The sequence below is a fragment of the Nonomuraea sp. NPDC049504 genome (assembly GCF_040676845.1).
Classification (GTDB): Bacteria; Actinomycetota; Actinomycetes; order Streptosporangiales; family Streptosporangiaceae; genus Nonomuraea; species Nonomuraea salmonea.
On sequence record NZ_JBFAPT010000027.1, the window covers coordinates 74,820 to 91,455 of the forward strand.

At 72.5% G+C, this 16,636-nt stretch carries 15 protein-coding genes; 4 read left to right on the forward strand and 11 right to left on the reverse strand.

The window, feature by feature from the left end:
* Genes AB0K28_RS39610 through AB0K28_RS39620 form a run of 3 tightly spaced genes read right to left on the reverse strand, consistent with a single transcriptional unit; the run spans position 1 to position 2,598 of the window.
* Entirely contained in the window at positions 1-324 is a 324-nt protein-coding gene (locus tag AB0K28_RS39610) for a VOC family protein (protein ID WP_345398370.1), read from the reverse strand.
* Positions 321-683, reverse strand: coding sequence for an OB-fold domain-containing protein (locus AB0K28_RS39615; RefSeq protein WP_345398373.1), 363 nt, complete (start codon positions 681-683; stop codon positions 321-323). The genes AB0K28_RS39610 and AB0K28_RS39615 overlap by 4 nt, the downstream gene beginning before the upstream one ends.
* Before the next feature lie 46 nt (positions 684-729).
* A complete protein-coding gene (locus tag AB0K28_RS39620; RefSeq protein WP_364380445.1) occupies positions 730-2,598 on the reverse strand; it encodes a protein kinase in 1,869 nt (622 codons plus the stop codon).
* Between the two features lie 172 nt (positions 2,599-2,770).
* On the opposite strand from AB0K28_RS39620, the gene AB0K28_RS39625 reads away from it, so the two are divergent.
* Entirely contained in the window at positions 2,771-3,361 is a 591-nt protein-coding gene (locus AB0K28_RS39625; protein ID WP_364380448.1) for an isochorismatase family cysteine hydrolase, read from the forward strand.
* Entirely contained in the window at positions 3,361-4,098 is a 738-nt protein-coding gene (locus AB0K28_RS39630) for an SDR family NAD(P)-dependent oxidoreductase (RefSeq protein ID WP_364380598.1), read from the forward strand. Before AB0K28_RS39625 ends, AB0K28_RS39630 begins: the two co-directional genes overlap by 1 nt.
* 14 nt (positions 4,099-4,112) lie before the next feature.
* Here the strand turns inward: AB0K28_RS39630 and AB0K28_RS39635 are convergent, their stop codons facing one another.
* A complete protein-coding gene (locus AB0K28_RS39635; RefSeq protein ID WP_364380451.1) occupies positions 4,113-5,351 on the reverse strand; it encodes a serine hydrolase domain-containing protein in 1,239 nt (412 codons plus the stop codon).
* Between the two features lie 31 nt (positions 5,352-5,382).
* Here AB0K28_RS39635 and AB0K28_RS39640 point away from each other — a divergent pair, with 31 nt between their 5' ends.
* Positions 5,383-6,291, forward strand: a complete 909-nt coding sequence (locus tag AB0K28_RS39640; RefSeq protein WP_345398391.1) for a cyclase family protein — start codon at positions 5,383-5,385, stop codon at positions 6,289-6,291.
* On the opposite strand, the gene AB0K28_RS39645 is transcribed toward AB0K28_RS39640, so the two are convergent.
* The gene (locus AB0K28_RS39645) at positions 6,269-7,432 is read right to left on the reverse strand and encodes a cytochrome P450 (protein ID WP_364380455.1); all 1,164 of its coding nucleotides are present in this window, start codon (positions 7,430-7,432) and stop codon (positions 6,269-6,271) included. The genes AB0K28_RS39640 and AB0K28_RS39645 overlap by 23 nt on opposite strands.
* 77 nt (positions 7,433-7,509) lie before the next feature.
* Between AB0K28_RS39645 and AB0K28_RS39650 the strand changes: the two genes are divergently transcribed.
* On the forward strand, positions 7,510-8,109 hold the full coding sequence (locus AB0K28_RS39650; RefSeq protein ID WP_364380458.1) for a TetR family transcriptional regulator: 600 nt from the start codon (positions 7,510-7,512) through the stop codon (positions 8,107-8,109).
* Positions 8,110-8,112: 3 nt separating this feature from the next.
* Here the strand turns inward: AB0K28_RS39650 and AB0K28_RS39655 are convergent, their stop codons facing one another.
* From AB0K28_RS39655 to AB0K28_RS39680, 6 genes are all read right to left on the reverse strand, one after another.
* A complete protein-coding gene (locus tag AB0K28_RS39655; RefSeq protein WP_364380461.1) occupies positions 8,113-9,606 on the reverse strand; it encodes an AMP-binding protein in 1,494 nt (497 codons plus the stop codon).
* Complete coding sequence (locus AB0K28_RS39660) at positions 9,603-10,670, reverse strand: LLM class flavin-dependent oxidoreductase (protein ID WP_364380464.1); 1,068 nt, start codon at positions 10,668-10,670, stop codon at positions 9,603-9,605. Before AB0K28_RS39660 ends, AB0K28_RS39655 begins: the two co-directional genes overlap by 4 nt.
* An 87-nt stretch (positions 10,671-10,757) precedes the next feature.
* A complete protein-coding gene (locus tag AB0K28_RS39665) occupies positions 10,758-11,891 on the reverse strand; it encodes a M20 family metallopeptidase (RefSeq protein ID WP_364380467.1) in 1,134 nt (377 codons plus the stop codon).
* Positions 11,892-11,914: 23 nt separating this feature from the next.
* Positions 11,915-13,441 carry an AbgT family transporter gene (locus tag AB0K28_RS39670; protein ID WP_345409609.1) on the reverse strand — a complete coding sequence of 509 codons (1,527 nt, stop codon included), beginning with the start codon at positions 13,439-13,441 and terminating at the stop codon, positions 11,915-11,917.
* Positions 13,442-13,535: 94 nt separating this feature from the next.
* Entirely contained in the window at positions 13,536-14,957 is a 1,422-nt protein-coding gene (locus AB0K28_RS39675; RefSeq protein WP_345398406.1) for an ATP-binding protein, read from the reverse strand.
* On the reverse strand, positions 14,954-16,603 hold the full coding sequence (locus AB0K28_RS39680; RefSeq protein ID WP_345398409.1) for an FAD-dependent oxidoreductase: 1,650 nt from the start codon (positions 16,601-16,603) through the stop codon (positions 14,954-14,956). The genes AB0K28_RS39675 and AB0K28_RS39680 overlap by 4 nt, the downstream gene beginning before the upstream one ends.
* Positions 16,604-16,636 lie beyond the last annotated feature (33 nt).

The following is a 16,636-nucleotide window of genomic DNA, read 5'->3' on the forward strand; positions in this document are numbered from 1 at the left end:
TCAGAGGGGCGAATAGAGCACGAAGACGTTGCCCGAGGGGTCGCGCAGCACGGCCCGCCTCTCGTGCGGTCCTGCCTCGGGCTCCCGCACCACCTCGGCGCCGCGCGCGACCAGCTCACCCACCTCGCGATCGACGTCCACCACCTTGTACGACACCGCGACCGACCCGGCGACGTGCTCCTCCGGCCCCGCCAGCGCCACGGTCACCCCGCCGCCGTCGAGCGCGGCGAACCTGTCGCCGTCGCGGAACTTCACCGGCAGGCCGTAGAACGCGATCGCCGCGTCCAGGTCGGCGACGGGGATCAGGACGTTGCCCAGCTTCACGCGGGCCTCCAGTGGGGCAGGTCGTCGTGGAAGGTCACGCGTACGGGGAGGCCGACGCGCACCTGCCCGGGCTCGCAGCCGATCACGTGCCCGAACGCGCGCACGCCTTCCGGCAGGTCGACCCAGGCCATCACGTACGGCTCGCGGCCCTGGTAGGCGGGGGAGAAGGAGCGGTGCACGACCGTGTAGGTGTGCACGACGCCGTCGCCTGAGACGGGGTCGAACACCAATTGCCGGCCGCCGCACCAGGGGCAGGCCGGCTCGGGGAGGTGGATGCGGCGGTCGCAGGCCGTACAGCGCTGGATGACCAGCTCGCCGCGCGCGCAGGCGGCCCGGTAGGCAGAGGTGTCACCGCTCATCGTGCCTGCCAAGCTAGCGCACGCTTGGTTGCCCGGCAAGGCCCGTTCAGCCGGACCGCTCAGCCCCCGGCCTGGCATCGGCCGGCGACGCGAAACCGGGCTCCTGGACGCCGCCCGAGGACTCGCCGGCGGGCTCCTGCGAGCCGTCGAAAGCCTCGCCGGCCGGCTCGGGCGAGCCGCCGGACGGCTCCGGCGAGTCGGTGAGAAGGGTCGGCGTGGAGAGACCGGCTTTCGGGCCGGGGGACGAACGGGCCTCGGGGCCGCCGACGGGTGGGCCGGCTGAGGAGCGGGCCTCGGGGCCGTTGGAGGGTGGGGCGGCGGGCGGGGTCGAGGGGCTGGGCGACGGGTCCGTGGTGGGCGGGGCCGGGCGGGTGGCGGTGGGGGTGGGTGGCGCGGGGCAGTCGGGGCCGGTCAGCGCGACCTCGCTGACCTGCGGCCCGTTCCCGGCCGCCGGCTCGGTCATCACGAGGATCCCGACGTGCGCCAGCTCCCCGCACGGCACCCGCCCAGGGTCGTGGGTGACGGCGCTGGTGTAGGAGGTGCGGCCGCGCAGGGTGCGGCTCTCCTGCCGGACGGTCCGCGCCGCCCCGCCGTCGCCGTCCCTCCTCATGTACGCGATCCGCAGCCGCACCGCCCCCGTGCCTTCCGCCGAGACCCCGATCGTCCCTGCCGTGCCGTTCCACCGCAGGATCGTGGCCGCCCGCACGGAGGCGATGGGCGCGGACGTGCCGGGCTGCCCGCTGCGGGTGGGGCGGGGGGAGGGAGGGGCGGCGGTCGGGGTGGCGGGCGGAGACGGGGAGGCGGCGGTCCGCCGGGGCGCAGGGCTCGACCGGGTGGGCGAAGGGCTCGTGCTGGCAGGGGCCGGCTCGTCGCGGACCTCGGGCGGCGGCAGCAGGATCGTCCCCGGGCCGGGCGGCACCCCGCCGCCGGACACCAGGATCGCGACCACCGCCGCGACCACCGCGCCGCCCGCCACCCAGAGCTGGGGCGGCAGCCTGGGCAGCCGGGATCGCAGGCCGTTCGAGGGAGCCGGGCCGGTGCGCGCCAGCGGGAAACGTAACGCCAGCAGGGTGGCCAGCTCCGCCAGGTGCCGCCGTCCGCGCTTCTCCCAGTCGGGGCCGTACCCGGCGGCGGCGTCCTCCTCCAGCTCGGCCGCGAACTGACGGGCGGAGGCGTACCTGACGGCCGGGTCCTTGGCCATCCCGCGCCTGAGCAGGTCGCGCAGCGTGTCGGGGGCGACCTCCACCGGCACCGGCTCCACGAGGTGCTTGTCGCGCAGCGCGGGCACGTCCTGCTCGCCGTCGCCGTTCTCCGTCCGGTACGGCGGCCGCCCCCTGACCGCCTCGAACAGCACGCACGCCGCCGCGTACACGTCGGCCGGCGGCCCGTCGCGCCCCTGCGTCCATAACTCGGGCGCCATGTACGGCGGGCTGCCGGCGGGCACCCCGGGCTCCTCGGCGTGCACCACGACGCCGAAGTCGGTCAGCTTGGTCGTGCCGTCCGCCTGGACCAGGATGTTGCCCGGCGTGACGTCCCGGTGCGCCACTCCGCGCTCGTGGGCGGCAGCGAGGGCCAGCAGTGTGCTCTTGACCACGGCCAGCGCCGCCTCGGGGGCGATCCTGCCGTGCTCGGCCAGCAGCGTGCGCAGGGACACGCCGTCCACCAGCTCCATGACGAGGGCGGCCCTGGTGGCGGTCTCGACGTACTCGTACAGGCGCACCACGTCGGGGGAGTCGATCTCGACGAGGCGGTGGGTGTCCGACCGGAAGCGGTCCATGAACTCGGTGTCCCTGCGCAGGGTGGCGTTCAGGTACTTGATGGCCACGTACGCGCCGGTCTCTTGATAGGTGGCGAGGAACACGCGGCCGGTGCGGCCGGCGCCGAGCTGCCGTACTTCGCGGTACCCAGGGACCAAGTCCTACCCCCATCAGACGGCCGTCTTCGATTTGACGGTCTCACCCGGGGTTCGGGTTGTCACGACCGGAGATATTTCGCCCCGCGTTAATCGGAGATGGCGGGATGTGCCGGTGTTATGCTGAGCGGCGTACCAAGCAAGCGCTCGGCTAAACAACGGGTGGAGGTCGCCGGTGGAGCGCGTGGCGGTGCTGGTGATGGAGATGCAGCGGGGCGTCGTCGGCGATCTCACGAAATTTCCGGATCTGGTGGCGGCGTGCGACCGGCACGACGTGATCGCCAACGCCGCCCGCCTGCTCCAGGCCGCCCGCCGGACGGGCCTGCCGGTGATCCACTGCACCGCCGCGTTCCGCCCCGACCGGGCCGGCTCCCACACCGGCAACTGCCCGTTCATCGTCTCCCTGCTCAAGGACCCGGCCCACATGCTGGACGGCGCCCCCGCCACCGAGGTGCTGCCCGAACTGCTCGACCCCGGCGACCTGGAGAGCCGCCGCCACCACGGCTTCTCCCCGTTCACCGGGACCTCCCTGGACATGACGCTGCGCTCGCTGGGCGTCTCCGAGGTGGTCGCGGTCGGCGTCTCGCTCAACCTGGGCATCCCCGGCCTGGCGCTGGAGGCGGTCAACCTGGGCTACCGGGTACGCGTGGTGACCGACGCCGTCGCGGGCGTCCCGGAGGAGTACGCGCGGGCGGTGCTCAAGCACACGATCAGCCTGCTGGCCACCCGGACGACGACCGTCGGCCTGGTCGAGGAGTGGACGTGATGGAGGGACTGCGGCTGGACGGGCGGGTCGCGGTCGTCACCGGCGGGGCGGGGGCGATCGGCGCGGCCATCGGCGCCGACCTGGCCGCGCTCGGCGCCCGCGTGGTGCTGGCCGACGTGGACCTGCCGGGGGCGTCGAAAGCGGCCGCCGGGCTGCCGGACGCGCGGGCGCTCCGCGTGGACCTCGCCGTGCCCGAGTCGGTCTCCGCGTTCGCGGCGGCCGTGGGGGAGGTGCACGTCCTCGTGCACAACGCCGGGGTGTCGATCGTGCGGCCGTTCACCGAGAGCGACCCCGCCGACTGGGAGCTCATGTGGCGGGTCAACCTGCGCGGCCCGATGCTGCTGACCAGGCTGCTGCTGCCGGGCATGACGGCGGGGGGATGGGGACGGCTGGTGTTCGTCTCCTCCGACGGCGCGCGGGCCGGCTCGGGCGGCGAGGGCGCGTACGCGGCCACCAAGGCCGGGCTGTTCGGCCTGGCCAAGACACTGGCCAGGGAGGCCGCCAGGGCGAACGTCACCTCCAACGTGGTCTGCCCGGGCCCCACCGACACCCCCATGCTGCGCCGGGTGGCGGAGGCGGAGCCCGGCTTGGTCGACAAGATCGCCCGCGGCATCCCGCTGCGCCGCCTCGGCACCCCCGCCGACGTCGCCGGGCTGGTCGCCTACCTGTGCACGGAACGCGCCGCGTACATCACCGGGCAGATCCTGTCGGTGAGCGGCGGCGTGACCATGCACTGACCACCGCCATGCGCCTACACCGAGTCGTAGACGGCCTGGACCAGCCGCATCCCGCGCAGGTTGCCGGTCAGGGCGTCGGCCATCCTGTTCATCACGTAGCCGATCGCGAGACCGCGCTCCGGGTCGCCGAGCCCGATCGCGCCGCCCATCCCGGAATGGCCGAACGCGGTCTTCGACGGCATCAGGAACGTCAGCGACGGCCGCATGAACCCGAGCCCGAACGACGTGTTCAGCAGCAGCACCTTGTCGGGGCCGTGCACGCGGGGGCGCAGCGCGTCCCGCAGCGTCTCGGGGCGCAGCAGGTCACCGGCGATCAGCCCCCGGTAGAACCCGGCCAGGCCCCGCGCGGTGGTGACGAGCCCCGCCGCCGGCCAGCCGGCGCGCAGGATCACCGGATGGTTCGCGCCGCCCTTGAGCCGGTGCATGGCGGGGTTGCCGAGCGCCCTGTTCATCAGGCTCGCGGGGTCGAGCGCGGCCCGCTGCACCTCGGCCAGCACGTCCTGCGTCCGGTTCCCGGTCTCGACGATCCGCATCCCGGTCCTGGGCCCGGGCTGTGCGGCGGGCCCGGTCTGGGCGGGCTGTTCCGCGGGCTGTTCCGCGGGCTGTTCTGCGGGGTCGCGGCGGGGGCGTTCGCCGGCCTTGAGCCGCGCCGTACGCTCGATCACCGTATCGGGCGCGCCCACCCACAGCTCCAGGTCCAGCGGCCCCGCGATCTCGGCCGCCACCAGCTCGCCCACGGACTTACCCGTCACCCGCCTGACCACCTCGCCGAGCAGGAACCCGTACGTCAGCGCGTGGTACCCGTGCGCCGTCCCCGGCTCCCACAGCGGCCGCTGCCCGGCCAGCCGCGCCGCGATCGCCGGCTGGTCCTCGAACTCCTCCACCGGCACCTCCTCCTCCACCACCGGCAGCCCGGCCTGGTGGCTGAGCAGGTGCTCGACCGTCACGGACCCCTTGCCCCCGGCGGCGAACTCGGGCCACACGTCCGCGACCGGCGCGGCCAGGTCGAGGCGGCCCTGCTCGGCGAGCCGCAGCAGCACGGCCGCGGTGACCGCCTTGGTGCAGGAGTAGGCGAAGACGGGGGTGCCGCGCTCCCAGGGGCGCCCGGTGTGCCGGTCGGCGACGCCGTCCCACAGGTCCACCACCGGCTCGCCGTCCAGGTAGACGGCGAAGGCCGCGCCCAGCTCCTCGCCGTCGGCGAAGTGCCGCTCGAACACCTCGCGTACGCGGGCGAAGCGCGGGTCGCAGTACATCGGACCTCCAGCGGGGAAAGGGAGTGCTTACGTGATCCACGAGCCTAACAATTGGGGACGATTCGGCCCAGACGATCAGCGCGGCACCCTCAACCTGCTCACCCCGTCCGTGGTGCTCGACGCCCTGCGCAGCGCCACCACCGGCGAGGTGCTGAACCTGGCCCTGCCCATCAGGGGCGCCACCTCGTCGCCCGCGCCCGGCACCGTCCCGCACCTGCCCGGCCGCCCGCTGCCGCAGCACTTCATGAGCGTGGACGGCGGCGACTACGCGGCCGGCGCCCGCCCCATCGGCCCCGGCCTGCGGGTGGCCGACGACGCCCTGCTCGTCAGCCACCACGGCACGACCACCCACATGGACGCGCTGTGCCACATGTGGTCGGGCGACGAGCTCTACAACGGCCACCCGGCCGCCCGCGTCCGCTCGTACGGCGCCACGAGGTGCGGCATCGAGCACGCGGGCGGCGTGGTGGCGAGAGGCGTGCTCTTCGACGTGCCCCGTCACCTGGGGCTCGGCCACCTGCCCGCCGAGCACCGCGTCTCGGCCGGCGAACTGGCCGCCATCGCCACGCCGCGCCCCGGTGACGTGGCGGTGGTGCGTACGGGCTGGCCGCTGGTGTGGGAGCGGTCGCGCGAGGAGTACTGGTCGGGCCAGCCGGGTCTGTCCGCCGAGGCGGGCCGCTGGCTGGCCGGTCACGACGTGGCCGCCGTGGCCTGCGACAACGCCGCCGTCGGCGGGCTCGACGGGCGCGGCATGTCGCAGGAGCCCGTCGAGGACGACCTGCACCTGCTGCTCCTGCACCGGCACGGCATCCACCTGATCGAGATGGTGTGGCTGGAGGAGCTGGCGGCGAGGGGACGTACGGACTTCGTGTTCGTCGCGGCCCCGCTGCGGATCGAGGGCGGCACCGGCAGCCCGCTCAGCCCGCTGGCGATCCTGTGATCCAGGTGACGGGCAGGCTCGCGACGCCGTACACGGCCGCGTCGGTGCGCAGCGGCACCTCGGTGGCGGGCACGGCCAGCCGCAGATCGGGGAACCTGCCGAACAGCGCCCGGTAGCCGATCCGCATCTCGATCCTGGCGAGCTGCTGGCCCAGGCACTGGTGCACGCCGTGCCCGAACGCCAGATGCCGCCGCGCCTCCGCCCGGTCGAGCCGCAGCGCCTCCGGGTCCTCGAACATCGCCGGATCCCGGTTGATCGCCGGCAGCGACAGCGCGACCGTCTCGCCCTTGCGCACGGTCACCCCGGCCACCTCCACGTCCTCCAGCGCCGCCCGCGCAGGGACGCCTAGGTGCACCACCGAGAGCCAGCGCAGCAGCTCTTCCTCAGCGCCCGCCGCGGCGTCCTCCTCGTAGGCCAGGCCCTCGTGCAGCAACGCGAACACGCCGAGGGCGATCATGTTCGCGGTGGTCTCGTGTCCGGCGACGAGCAGGATCAGGGCCACGTTCGTCGCCTCCTCGTCGGTCAACTCGCCGGTCAGCTCGCTGAGCAGGTCGTCGCCCGGCTCCTTGCGCTTGCGGCCGACCAGCTCGGTGAGGTAGGCGGCCAGGTCCGCCGTCGCCCCCTGCGCGTCCCGGCCGGGCAGCGCCAGGCGGGTGCTGCGGTCCTGGAAGAAGTCGTGATCGGCGTACGGCACCCCGAGCAGCTCGCAGATGACCAGCGACGGGATCGGCAGCGCGTACGCCGGCACCAGGTCGGCCGGCGGCCCCGCGGCGGCCATCGCGTCCAGGTGGTCGGCGGCGACGCGCTCGATGCGCGGCTCCAGCAGCCGCATCCTGCGGACCGTGAACCGGCCGGTGAGCAGCCGCCGGTAGCGGGTGTGCGCGGGCGGGTCCATCGCCACGAAGAAGCCCGGGGGCGGCGCGGCTCCCGGGGGCACGGTGGCTCTCACGGCGGCGCGCCGCAGGTCCTGGCGGGCGCTGAAGCGCGGGTCGGCCAGCACCGTCCTGGCCGCTTCGTGCGTGGTGGCCAGCCAGCCCAGGTGGCCGTCCGCCAGCTCCAGCCTGGTCATCGGGGGCAGGCCGCGCAGCCCGGCGGGCGGGTCGAAGGGGTGCTGCGGGTCTCGTTCGAGGGGAAGTCGCATATTTTGAGAGTAGACTCTCATTTGAGAGTTCGCTAGCAATTGGACGCGGCATGCCGGATCGCCGAGAATGCGGAGTCATGACCGACCGACCGGGGCTGCGCGAGCGGAAGAAGGCCAGGACGCGGGCGCTCATCCAGAAGGAGGCGCTGCGGCTGTTCCGCGAGCAGGGCTACGCCGCGACCACCGTCGAGCAGGTCGCCGCGGCCGCCGAGGTGGCGACCAGCACCGTCTTCCGCTACTTCGCCACCAAGGAGGAGCTGGTGATGGTCGACCAGTTCCCGCCGTTCATGGAGGCACTGCGCGGGGTGCCGCCCGAGGCCGGGCCGGTGGCCGCCGTACGGCTGGCGATGCGGGCCGTCCTGGAGGGGCAGACGGCCGAGGAGCGCATCGACGGCCTCGAACGCGAGCGGCTCATGCTCACCGTGCCCGAGCTGTGGGCGGCCACCCTCGGCAACGTCACCGGCGTGCTCAAGAAGCTGCGCGACGCGCTCGCCGAACGCGAGGGCCGCCCCGCCGACGACCCTGAGCTGCGCGACGTCACGGGCGCGATCGTCGGGGTCATCATGGGCGTCTGGCTGGAGTGGGTGAACGACCCCTCCATAGACGCGACCACCGAACTCGACCGCGCCCTCTCCCACCTCGAAGCCGGCCTCCCCTTGCCCCGGCCCGCCGGGTGAACGTCAGGCGCCCGGGTAGTTGCCGCCGCCGTGTGCCTCGTCCAGGGCGTCGTAGTCGGGGGTGAAGCCGCGTTTCGGGATCGTGTCCGCGAACGTGACGTGGCGCGGGCGCTTGTACGCCGCCAGCAGGCTCCTCACGTGCGTGATCAGGTCGTCCTCCGTGGCGGTGGCGTCCGGCTTCAGGGACACGACGGCCTTGACCGTCTGGTGCCATTCGGGGTCGGGGACGCCGATGACGGCGGCGTCGGCCACGGCGGGGTGCGTCTTGAGCGCGCGTTCGACCTCGGCGGGGTAGATGTTCTCGGCGCCCGACTTGATCATGCGTAGCTTGGGGCCGATGAAGGTGATGGTGCCGTCGGGTTCGCGGCGGCCGAGGTCGCCGGTGTGGTGCCAGCCGTACCGCGACTTTTCGGCATTTAAGTCTGGCCGGGCGAAATATCCGGAAAAGAGGGTCTTGCCGCGGGCGCAGATCTCCCCGACCTCCCCGACCGGCACCTCGCTCCCGTCCGGCGCCATGATCCGCACCTGCGTCAGCGGCGAAGGCCGCCCCGCCGGCCCCGCCCCGCCCTCCGCCAGCCCGAGGAAGGTCAGCATCCCGCCCACCTCGGTCTGCCCGTACCCGCCCATCTTCGAGCGGCACCACGGGGAGTCGTCCACGGTGATCATGTCGTCCCACTCGGCGGAGTGGGCGATGAAGCGCAGCGAGGACAGGTCGTACTTGCCGCCCGCGTTCGCCTTCGCGACGGCGTCGATCATCGGCCCGAACAGGAACGCCTGCGTCACCCGCTCGGCGTCGATCAGCCGGCACACCTCCTCGGGGCCGAAGGCGGGGGTGAAGACGTTCGTGCCGCCGATCTGGAACGTCGCCAGGCAGAACATCATCGTCCCGACGTGGAAGAGCGGCCCGTTGTTGAGGAAGGTGAAGCCGGGCTCCATCCGCCGGAGCACGAGCAGGGTGGTGGCGTGCGCGAGCAGCGCCGCGCTGCTGAGCAGGGCGGCGCTCGGACGTCCTGAGAAGGCCGCCGTGTAGAGGGCCAGGACCGGATCGGCATCACTGACCTGCGCGAAGTCCCTCGGCGCTGCGCCCGCGATCAGCCGCTCGTACTCCTCGCCCGCGCGCACCCACGCGCCGCCCGCCTCGTCGCGCAGCGCCGTGGTGACGTCGGACGGCTCCCACACGACCGCGGCCGGCGCCAGGTCGCCGAGCACGAACCGCAGCTCGTCGAGCGACTGCCGCCAGTTCGCCGGGCACAGCACCGCGCCCAGCCGGGAGCAGGCGAGCAGCAATTCCAGCACCGCGTACGCGTTCTGCCCGAGCCACACCACCCGGTCACCGGCCCCGACGCCGAGACCGTCGAGCGCCGCCGCCAGCCGGGAGACGCGCTCGTCCAGCTCCGGGTAGGTGAGCCGGACCTCGCCGTCCACCACGGCCGTGACCTGCGGCCTGCTGCGGGCGTGCTCGGCGAGGACGTCGGACAGGGTCAGGCTGTGGATCATCGTCCGCCTCCAAAGGCCGGCATGACTTCGGTCGCGAAGAAGCGCATGACCCGCTTCATGTCCTCCAGCGGCATCGGCCGGGTGCTGCCGAAGTCGCACAGGAGGTTGCCGAACCCGGCGTCGCGCAGCAGCGCGACCTGCTCGATCACCCGGGCCGGGTCGCCGATCACCTCCAGCTGCTCCCAGCGGAAGTCCGGCGAGACGGTGCCGCCCTTGAGGTAGCGGTCCTGGTAGTACTCGAAGCCCTGCGCGGCCCGTCCGGTGCGCGGGTCGATGGGGGCGCTGCGCTCGTTGAAGATGCGCGAGCGGTCGAACGACGCCTCGAACCTCTCCTGGTCGGCGCGGGCCTGCTCCAGGGTGGGGGCGACGTACACGCTGCGCGCCACCACCAGCTCGGCCTCCGCCGCCGGATGCCCGGCCCGCGCGGCCGTCTCCCGCCAGGTCCCGGCCGCCTTGACGACCTTGCGGAACGGGGCCGCGGGGTCGGCCAGGATGGGCAGGCCGCGCTCGGCGTACATGGTGACGGTCTCCGGCGAGACGGCCGCGACGTGCAGCGGCGGGTGCGGGTCCTGCAGCGGGCGCGGCACCAGCGACACCTCGGCGCCGGTCCGGTAGAACTTCCCCTCGTGCTGGTACGACTCCCGCGTCCAGAGCCCGACGATGACCTCGAGCGCCTCGTTGAAGCGGTCCCGCGCCTCCGCCAGGTCGACCCCGAACCCCTCGAACTCGTAGCTCTGGTACCCCCGCCCGATCCCGAGTTCGAGCCGGCCGCCGGACAGCACGTCCACCTGCGCCGCCTCCTCGGCGACGTGCACGGGGTTGTGCAGGGGCAGCACCACGATGCCGGTGCCGAGCCGTAGCCGCTCGGTGCGGGCGGCGGCGTGGGCGAGCACGGTGAACAGGTTGGGCGCGACCCCGTAGTCGCGGAAGTGGTGCTCGGCCAGCCGCACCCCGTCGAACCCCAGCTCCTCGGCCAGCTCGATGAGCTCCAGGTGGTAGTCGTAGACGTCCTTGAAGCTCTGCCCGTCGAAGCGGTGGAAGAGGTGGAAGGTCGAGAACTTCATACGGCGGCCGCCCCTCAACGGAAAACCAAGCGCTCGCTTGGGAGCGTATCACAGGGGCTTCCAGCGGACCTGCCGCGAAGAGGTGACCTACGCCAGGGCGGTGATCAGGCCCATGGTGAGGGCGGTGCGCTCGGGGATGTGCTCGACCAGGACATGCTCGTGGCGCGCATGGGCCCCGTCGCCGACGGCGCCCATGCCGTCGAGGACCGGGCGGCCCAGGGCCGAGACGAAGTTGCCGTCGCTGGCCCCGCCCACCGACGCCTGGTCGAGGCCCCAGCCGAAGCCGGTCGCCACCCCCTGCGCCTCCTTGAACAGCCGCTGCGAGGCGGCGTTCTGGACCATCGGAGGCCGGTTCCACTCGCCGGTGGCGGAGATCGTGACGCGCGGGTCGGAGGCGTGCAGCCCGGCGAAGACGTCGTCGATGCGGCCCATCTCGGCCGGGTCGGTCACGCGGACGTCGATGCCGCACGTGGCGCGGCCCGCGGTGACGTTGCGGCCGGTGCCGCCGCTGATGAGGCCGACGTTGACGGTGGTGCCGCGCTCGCGGGAGCCGGCCCCGGTGAGCGTGGTGACCAGCTCGGCCAGGGCGTGGATGGCGTTCGCCCCCGCGTACGGGTCAAGCCCCGCGTGCGCCTCCACCCCGGTGACGCTCACGTTGAACAGCCCGACGCCCTTGCGCGCGGTCTTGAGCGCCCCGTCCAGCGACGCCTCGAAGACGAGGGTGGCCAGCGCGTCCTCGCTGGCCGCCTCGATGTGCTCGCGGGAGGCCGGGCTGCCGATCTCCTCGTCGCCGTTGAACAGGAAGCGCACGCTCGGGTGCGGCAGGCCCAGCTCGCGCAGCCCGCGCAGCGCCCAGATCGACTGGACGAGCCCGGTCTTCATGTCGAACACGCCGGGCCCGGTCGCCTTGCCCTCGACGACGGTGAACGGCCAGCTCTTGAGCGTGCCGGTGGGCCAGACCGTGTCGTAGTGGCTGAGCATGAGGATCGTGCCGGGCGCGGTGCCCTCGTAGAACAGCTCAAGGACGTCGCCGTGCTGGCCGCCCTCGTGCAGGATCTCGTCGTCCGGTGTCCCCAGGTGGCCGACCACTCTCGCCCTGATCGCCCGCAGCCCCTTGACCAGCATGGCCTTGTCGTAGCTGTTGGTCTCCAGCTCCACCACGGCCCTGAGGTCGTCGAGCATGGCCGGCAGGGCCTGCCGGGTCCAGTCGGTGATCAACACGAGAATCCTTCCAACGGGTTGTACTAGGGGACGGGGGCTCCGGGGCCGAGCGGCACGCCAAGCCACCAGAAGACGTAGAACAGCAGCGTCCAGACGACGAGCAGGGTGAGCGCGAGCGGGATCGTCATCGAGGCCAGCGTGCCGATGCCGGCCGAGCGGCGGTAACGCTGCAGGAAGCCGAGCGCCATCACGAAATAGGGGCTCATCGGGGTGATCGCGTTGGTGCAGGAGTCGGCGATGCGGTAGAGGGCCTGGGTGTACTCGGGCGGGATGTCCAGCAGCATCAGCATGGGCACGAACACCGGGCCGACGAGCGCCCACTGGGCCGACCCGCTGGTCACCACGAGGTTGATCACGGTGACCACGAGCAGGATGCCGAGGAAGACGACCGAGCCGCTCACCCCGGCCGACTTCAGCAGCCCGGCGCCGTCGATGGCCAGGATCTGGCCGATGCCGGTCCACTTGAAGTAGGCGAGGAACTGCGAGATCGCGAAGAACAGCACGAGGATCGGCGCCATCTCGCGTACGCCGTGCACCATGAAGCCGGGGATGTCGCCGCTGCGGGTGACGGTGCCGGCGGCCCTGCCGTACGCCCAGCCGACGGCCAGGAACGCGAGGCCGAGGAAGATGGCGATCGAGGTGAGCAGCGGCGACTGCACGATGCTGCCGCCCTCACCGCGCAGCGGCGACCCCGAGGGCAGGACGGCGGCCGTCAGTGCGGCGGCGAACACCACGAGCGTGATCAGCGCGGCCCGCAGCCCCCGCCGCTCCTCGGGGGTCAGCCTGAGCGAGCCGAGGTCGTCCTCGTCGGCGTCGGGGTCCACGGGGATCGACTCGACACGGCGGGCCAGCACCCGCTCGGTCACCAGCGTGATGACGGCGGCCAGCACGACGGACGACACGAGCGAGAAGAAGTAGTTCGCCAGCGGCGTGACCGTGTAGCCGGGGTCGATCGTGTGGGCGGCGGCGGTGGTCAGGCCGGACAGGATGGCGTCCACGGGGGTGACGACGGGGCTGGCGTCGTAACCGGCCGAGATCGACACGAACGCCACCACGATGCCGAGGATCGGGCTGCGCCCGACGGCCCGGAAGGCCAGCGCGCCGAGCGGGATGAGCACCACGTACGCGGCGTCGGAGGCCACGTGCGCGACCATCCCGGTGAACGACAGCGCGAACGTCACCCACCGCGGCGACACCCGTGACACGCCGGAGCGGAGCACCGCGGCCAGCAGCCCGGACCGCTCCGCGACGGCGACGCCGAGCATGACGACGAGGATCGTGCCGAGCGGCGGGAACGAGGTGTAGTTCTCGATCGCGTCGCCGACCATCATCCGCACGCCCTCGACGGACAGCAGGTTCTTGGCCGCGACGGTCTCGCCCGTGGCCGGGTTGACGGCCGAAACCCCGGCCGCCGCGAGCGCCCAGCTCAGCAGCGACAGCAGCACGCTCAGGATGACGAACAGCCAGAACGGATGCGGCAGCCGGTTCCCCAGCCGCTCTATCCCCCCGAGCATCGTGAGCAGCGCGTTCAGCGAACGCGATCCCGTCATCGTCTCGGGGGTCGCCACCGGGTCATCTCCTTTCCGCATTTCGGTCACCCATTACATGCGGTCAGAAGACGTCCTGACAAGTCAGGGTAAAAACTCAGCCAGTGGCGGCGGGCTCACGCAGCGGCAGGCGTACCTCGAACCACGTGTCGCCCGGAGTCGAGCGGACCTTGATCTCGCCGCCGTGCCGGCCCGCCACGATCCGGTACGAGATGTCCAGCCCCAGCCCCGTGCCCTCGCCCACGGTCTTGGTCGTGAAGAACGGGTCGAAGATGCGGTCCTTGATCTCCTCGGCCACGCCGTGACCGGTGTCGCCGATCTCCACGATGGCCTCGTCCTCGTCGTACGCCGTGCGGATCGTCAGCGTGCCCTCCTGCCCCATCGCGTCGAGCGCGTTGTGCATGAGGTTCGTCCACACCTGGTTGAGCTCGCCCGCGTAGCAGGGAATCTCCGGCAGCGTGCGGTCGTAGTCGGTGACCACGGTGATGCCGGGCGGGATCTTGCCGCGGAAGATCGCGATCGTGCTGTCGAGCAGCTCGTGCACGTCGGCCTGCTGGAACGGGGCCCGGTCCATCTGGGAGTACTGCTTGGCCGAGCGGATGAGCGTGGTGATGCGCTCGGTCGCCTCGGCCACCTCGTTGAGCATCTGCGCGATCTCCACGGCCTCCGACAACCAGTGCAGCGCCTTCGGGGTGTGCTCCTCGCCGACCTTCGTGCACACCTTCTGCAGGTCATCGCCGGAGAAACCGGCGCTGACCAGGGCGGGCGCGAGGTCCCACGCGTCCTCGACGCCGATCTCCTCAAGGGCCTCGCCCAGCTCGTCCTCGGCGTCGGAGATCTCCAGCGGTGAGCGCTGCGGCTGCTCGCCCAGCCTGCTCGTGCACGCCTCCTGCGCCTCGATCAGCGCCCGCAGCTTCTCCGGCGGGATGCCGTCCTCGGCGAGCTGGGCCAGCTGCAGCCGCGACCCGGCGATCAACGAGCGCAGCTCGCCCACCGCCCGCACGGCCGCCGCGGCCGGGTTGTTCAGCTCGTGGGTGAGCCCGGCGGTGATCGTGCCGAGCGCGGTCAGCCGCTGCCGCCTGTCGATGATCTCGCGCTGCATCCGCCCGCCCGACATCAGCCCGTCGAGCAGGTGCATCGCCATCGGGAACCACTCGGCCACGATGTAGGCGAACTTCTTGGCCGGCAGCATGAACATCCGCGACGGCGCCGTCGCGCGCAGCGTGTGCTGGTAGGTGAGCGGGGCGCGGTCGCCGAGGTAGGCGGCGGTGGCGCCGCCGTACACGCCGGGCTGGGAGGTGCGGGGCATCGCGACGGTGCCGGCGCTGACCGTCTCGCTGATCATCTGGATCTCGCCCTCCAGCAGCACCGCGAAGCACTCGGCGGGCTCGCCCTGCCGGACGACGTCCTCGTCCTGGGCGTAGGTCTGCACGCGGCCGCTGGCCGCGAGCTTGGAGAGCTGCTCGTCGCTGAGGCGCTCGAACAGGAACAGCTTGCGGAGCTCGTCGATGTCGATCATTGCTTCTCCAGGTAGCGGTGCACGAGCGCGACGGCCATGGCGCCCTCGCCGACGGCGGAGGCCACTCTCTTGATCGACTCGGCGCGCACGTCGCCCGCGGCCAGCACCCCGGGCACGTTGGTCTCCAGGTAGTACGGCTCCCGCCGCAGCGGCCAGTTGCGCGGCCGCTGGCCGCTCTGCACCAGGTCGGGCCCCGTCAGCACGAACCCGCGCGCGTCCCGCTCGATCGTCTCGCCCAGCCAGTCGGTGTACGGCCGGGCCCCGATGAACACGAACAACCACTGCGCGTCCACCGTGCGCTCCTCGCCCTTGGTGGACAGCGTGAGCCGCTCCAGATGACTGTCGCCGGCCGCGCCGGCCACCTGGGTCCCCAGGTGCACCTCGATGTTGGGCAGCGCGGCGATCTGCTCGATGAGGTAGTGGGACATGGACTTCTCCAGACCGTCACCCCGCACCAACAAATGGACCTTGCTCGCGAATCCCGACAGGTAGACGGCCGCCTGCCCGGCCGAGTTGGCCGCGCCGACGATGAACACCTCGGTGTCCTTGCACGAGGGCGCCTCGGTCAGCGCGGCGCCGTAGAAGACGCCGCGGCCCACGAAGTCCTCCAGGCCCGGAGCCTCCAGCCGCCGGTAGGTGACGCCGGTCGCGAGGATCACCGCGTGCGCCGCGATCTCCCCGCCGTCCTTGAACCCGACCACCCGCGCCTGCCCGCGCGCCTCCAGGCTGCTCACCTTGCGCGGGGTCAGCAGCTCGGCCCCGAACTTCAGCGCCTGCCTGCGCGCCCGGTCGGCCAGCTGCTGACCCGAGACGCCGTCGGGGAAGCCCAGGTAGTTCTCGATGCGGGAGCTCTGGCCCGCCTGCCCGCCCGACGAGTACGCCTCCACCAGCACGGTGTTGAGCCCCTCAGAGGCGCCGTACACGGCCGCCCCGAGCCCGGCCGGCCCGCCGCCCACCACGATCAGGTCGTAGAAGTCGGTCGCCGGCGTCGTGGACAGCCCCACCGCCGCGGCCAGCGTCGCCTGGTCGGGCGACTCCAGCGTGGTGCCGTCGGCCGTCACCACCAGCGGCAGATGGCAGTCGTCGCCCGCCGCCTTCACCAGCTGCGCGCCCTCCGGGTCGTCGGCCAGCAGCCACTGGTACGGCACGTGGTTGCGGGCCAGGAAGTCGCGCACCTTGTACGACGGCGCCGACCACCGGTCGCCCACCACCCGCAGCTCAGAGCGCTCGACCCGGTCGGTGCGCAGCCAGGCGTCGAGCTGCCCGTCGATCACCGGGTAGAACTTCTCCTCCGGCGGGTCCCACGGCTTCAGCAGATAGTGGTCGAGGTCGACCACGTTGATCGCCTGGATGGCCGCGTCGGTGTCGGCGTAGGCGGTCAGCAGCACGCGGCGCGCGTAGGGATAAAGGTCCATGGCGGCTTCGAGGAACTGCACGCCGTTCATCTGGGGCATGCGGTAGTCGGCCAGGATCGCCGCGATCTCGTCGCCGCGCAGCCGCATCTCGCGTACGGCGTCGATGCCGTCCCTCGCCGTCTCGGCGCGGACGATCCGATACTCCTGCCCGTAACGGCGTCTCAGGTCACGGGCGACCGCCCGCGAGACGCCTGGATCGTCATCCACCGTCACGATGACCGGCTTGTCCATGCGATTCGCCCTTTCCTGCGCTCCTACTAGGAA

Excerpts from the sequence above, each read along its gene's own strand:
- AB0K28_RS39650 (WP_364380458.1), top strand. The coding sequence starts at position 7,510 with ATGACCGACCGACCGGGGCTGCGCGAGCGGAAGAAGGCCAGGACGCGG.
- AB0K28_RS39660 (WP_364380464.1), bottom strand. The coding sequence starts at position 10,670 with ATGAAGTTCTCGACCTTCCACCTCTTCCACCGCTTCGACGGGCAGAGC.
- AB0K28_RS39630 (WP_364380598.1), top strand. The coding sequence starts at position 3,361 with ATGGAGGGACTGCGGCTGGACGGGCGGGTCGCGGTCGTCACCGGCGGG.
- AB0K28_RS39655 (WP_364380461.1), bottom strand. The coding sequence starts at position 9,606 with ATGATCCACAGCCTGACCCTGTCCGACGTCCTCGCCGAGCACGCCCGC.
- AB0K28_RS39615 (WP_345398373.1), bottom strand. The coding sequence starts at position 683 with ATGAGCGGTGACACCTCTGCCTACCGGGCCGCCTGCGCGCGCGGCGAG.
- AB0K28_RS39680 (WP_345398409.1), bottom strand. The coding sequence starts at position 16,603 with ATGGACAAGCCGGTCATCGTGACGGTGGATGACGATCCAGGCGTCTCG.
- AB0K28_RS39670 (WP_345409609.1), bottom strand. The coding sequence starts at position 13,441 with ATGACGGGATCGCGTTCGCTGAACGCGCTGCTCACGATGCTCGGGGGG.
- AB0K28_RS39645 (WP_364380455.1), bottom strand. The coding sequence starts at position 7,432 with ATGCGACTTCCCCTCGAACGAGACCCGCAGCACCCCTTCGACCCGCCC.
- AB0K28_RS39675 (WP_345398406.1), bottom strand. The coding sequence starts at position 14,957 with ATGATCGACATCGACGAGCTCCGCAAGCTGTTCCTGTTCGAGCGCCTC.
- AB0K28_RS39635 (WP_364380451.1), bottom strand. The coding sequence starts at position 5,351 with ATGTACTGCGACCCGCGCTTCGCCCGCGTACGCGAGGTGTTCGAGCGG.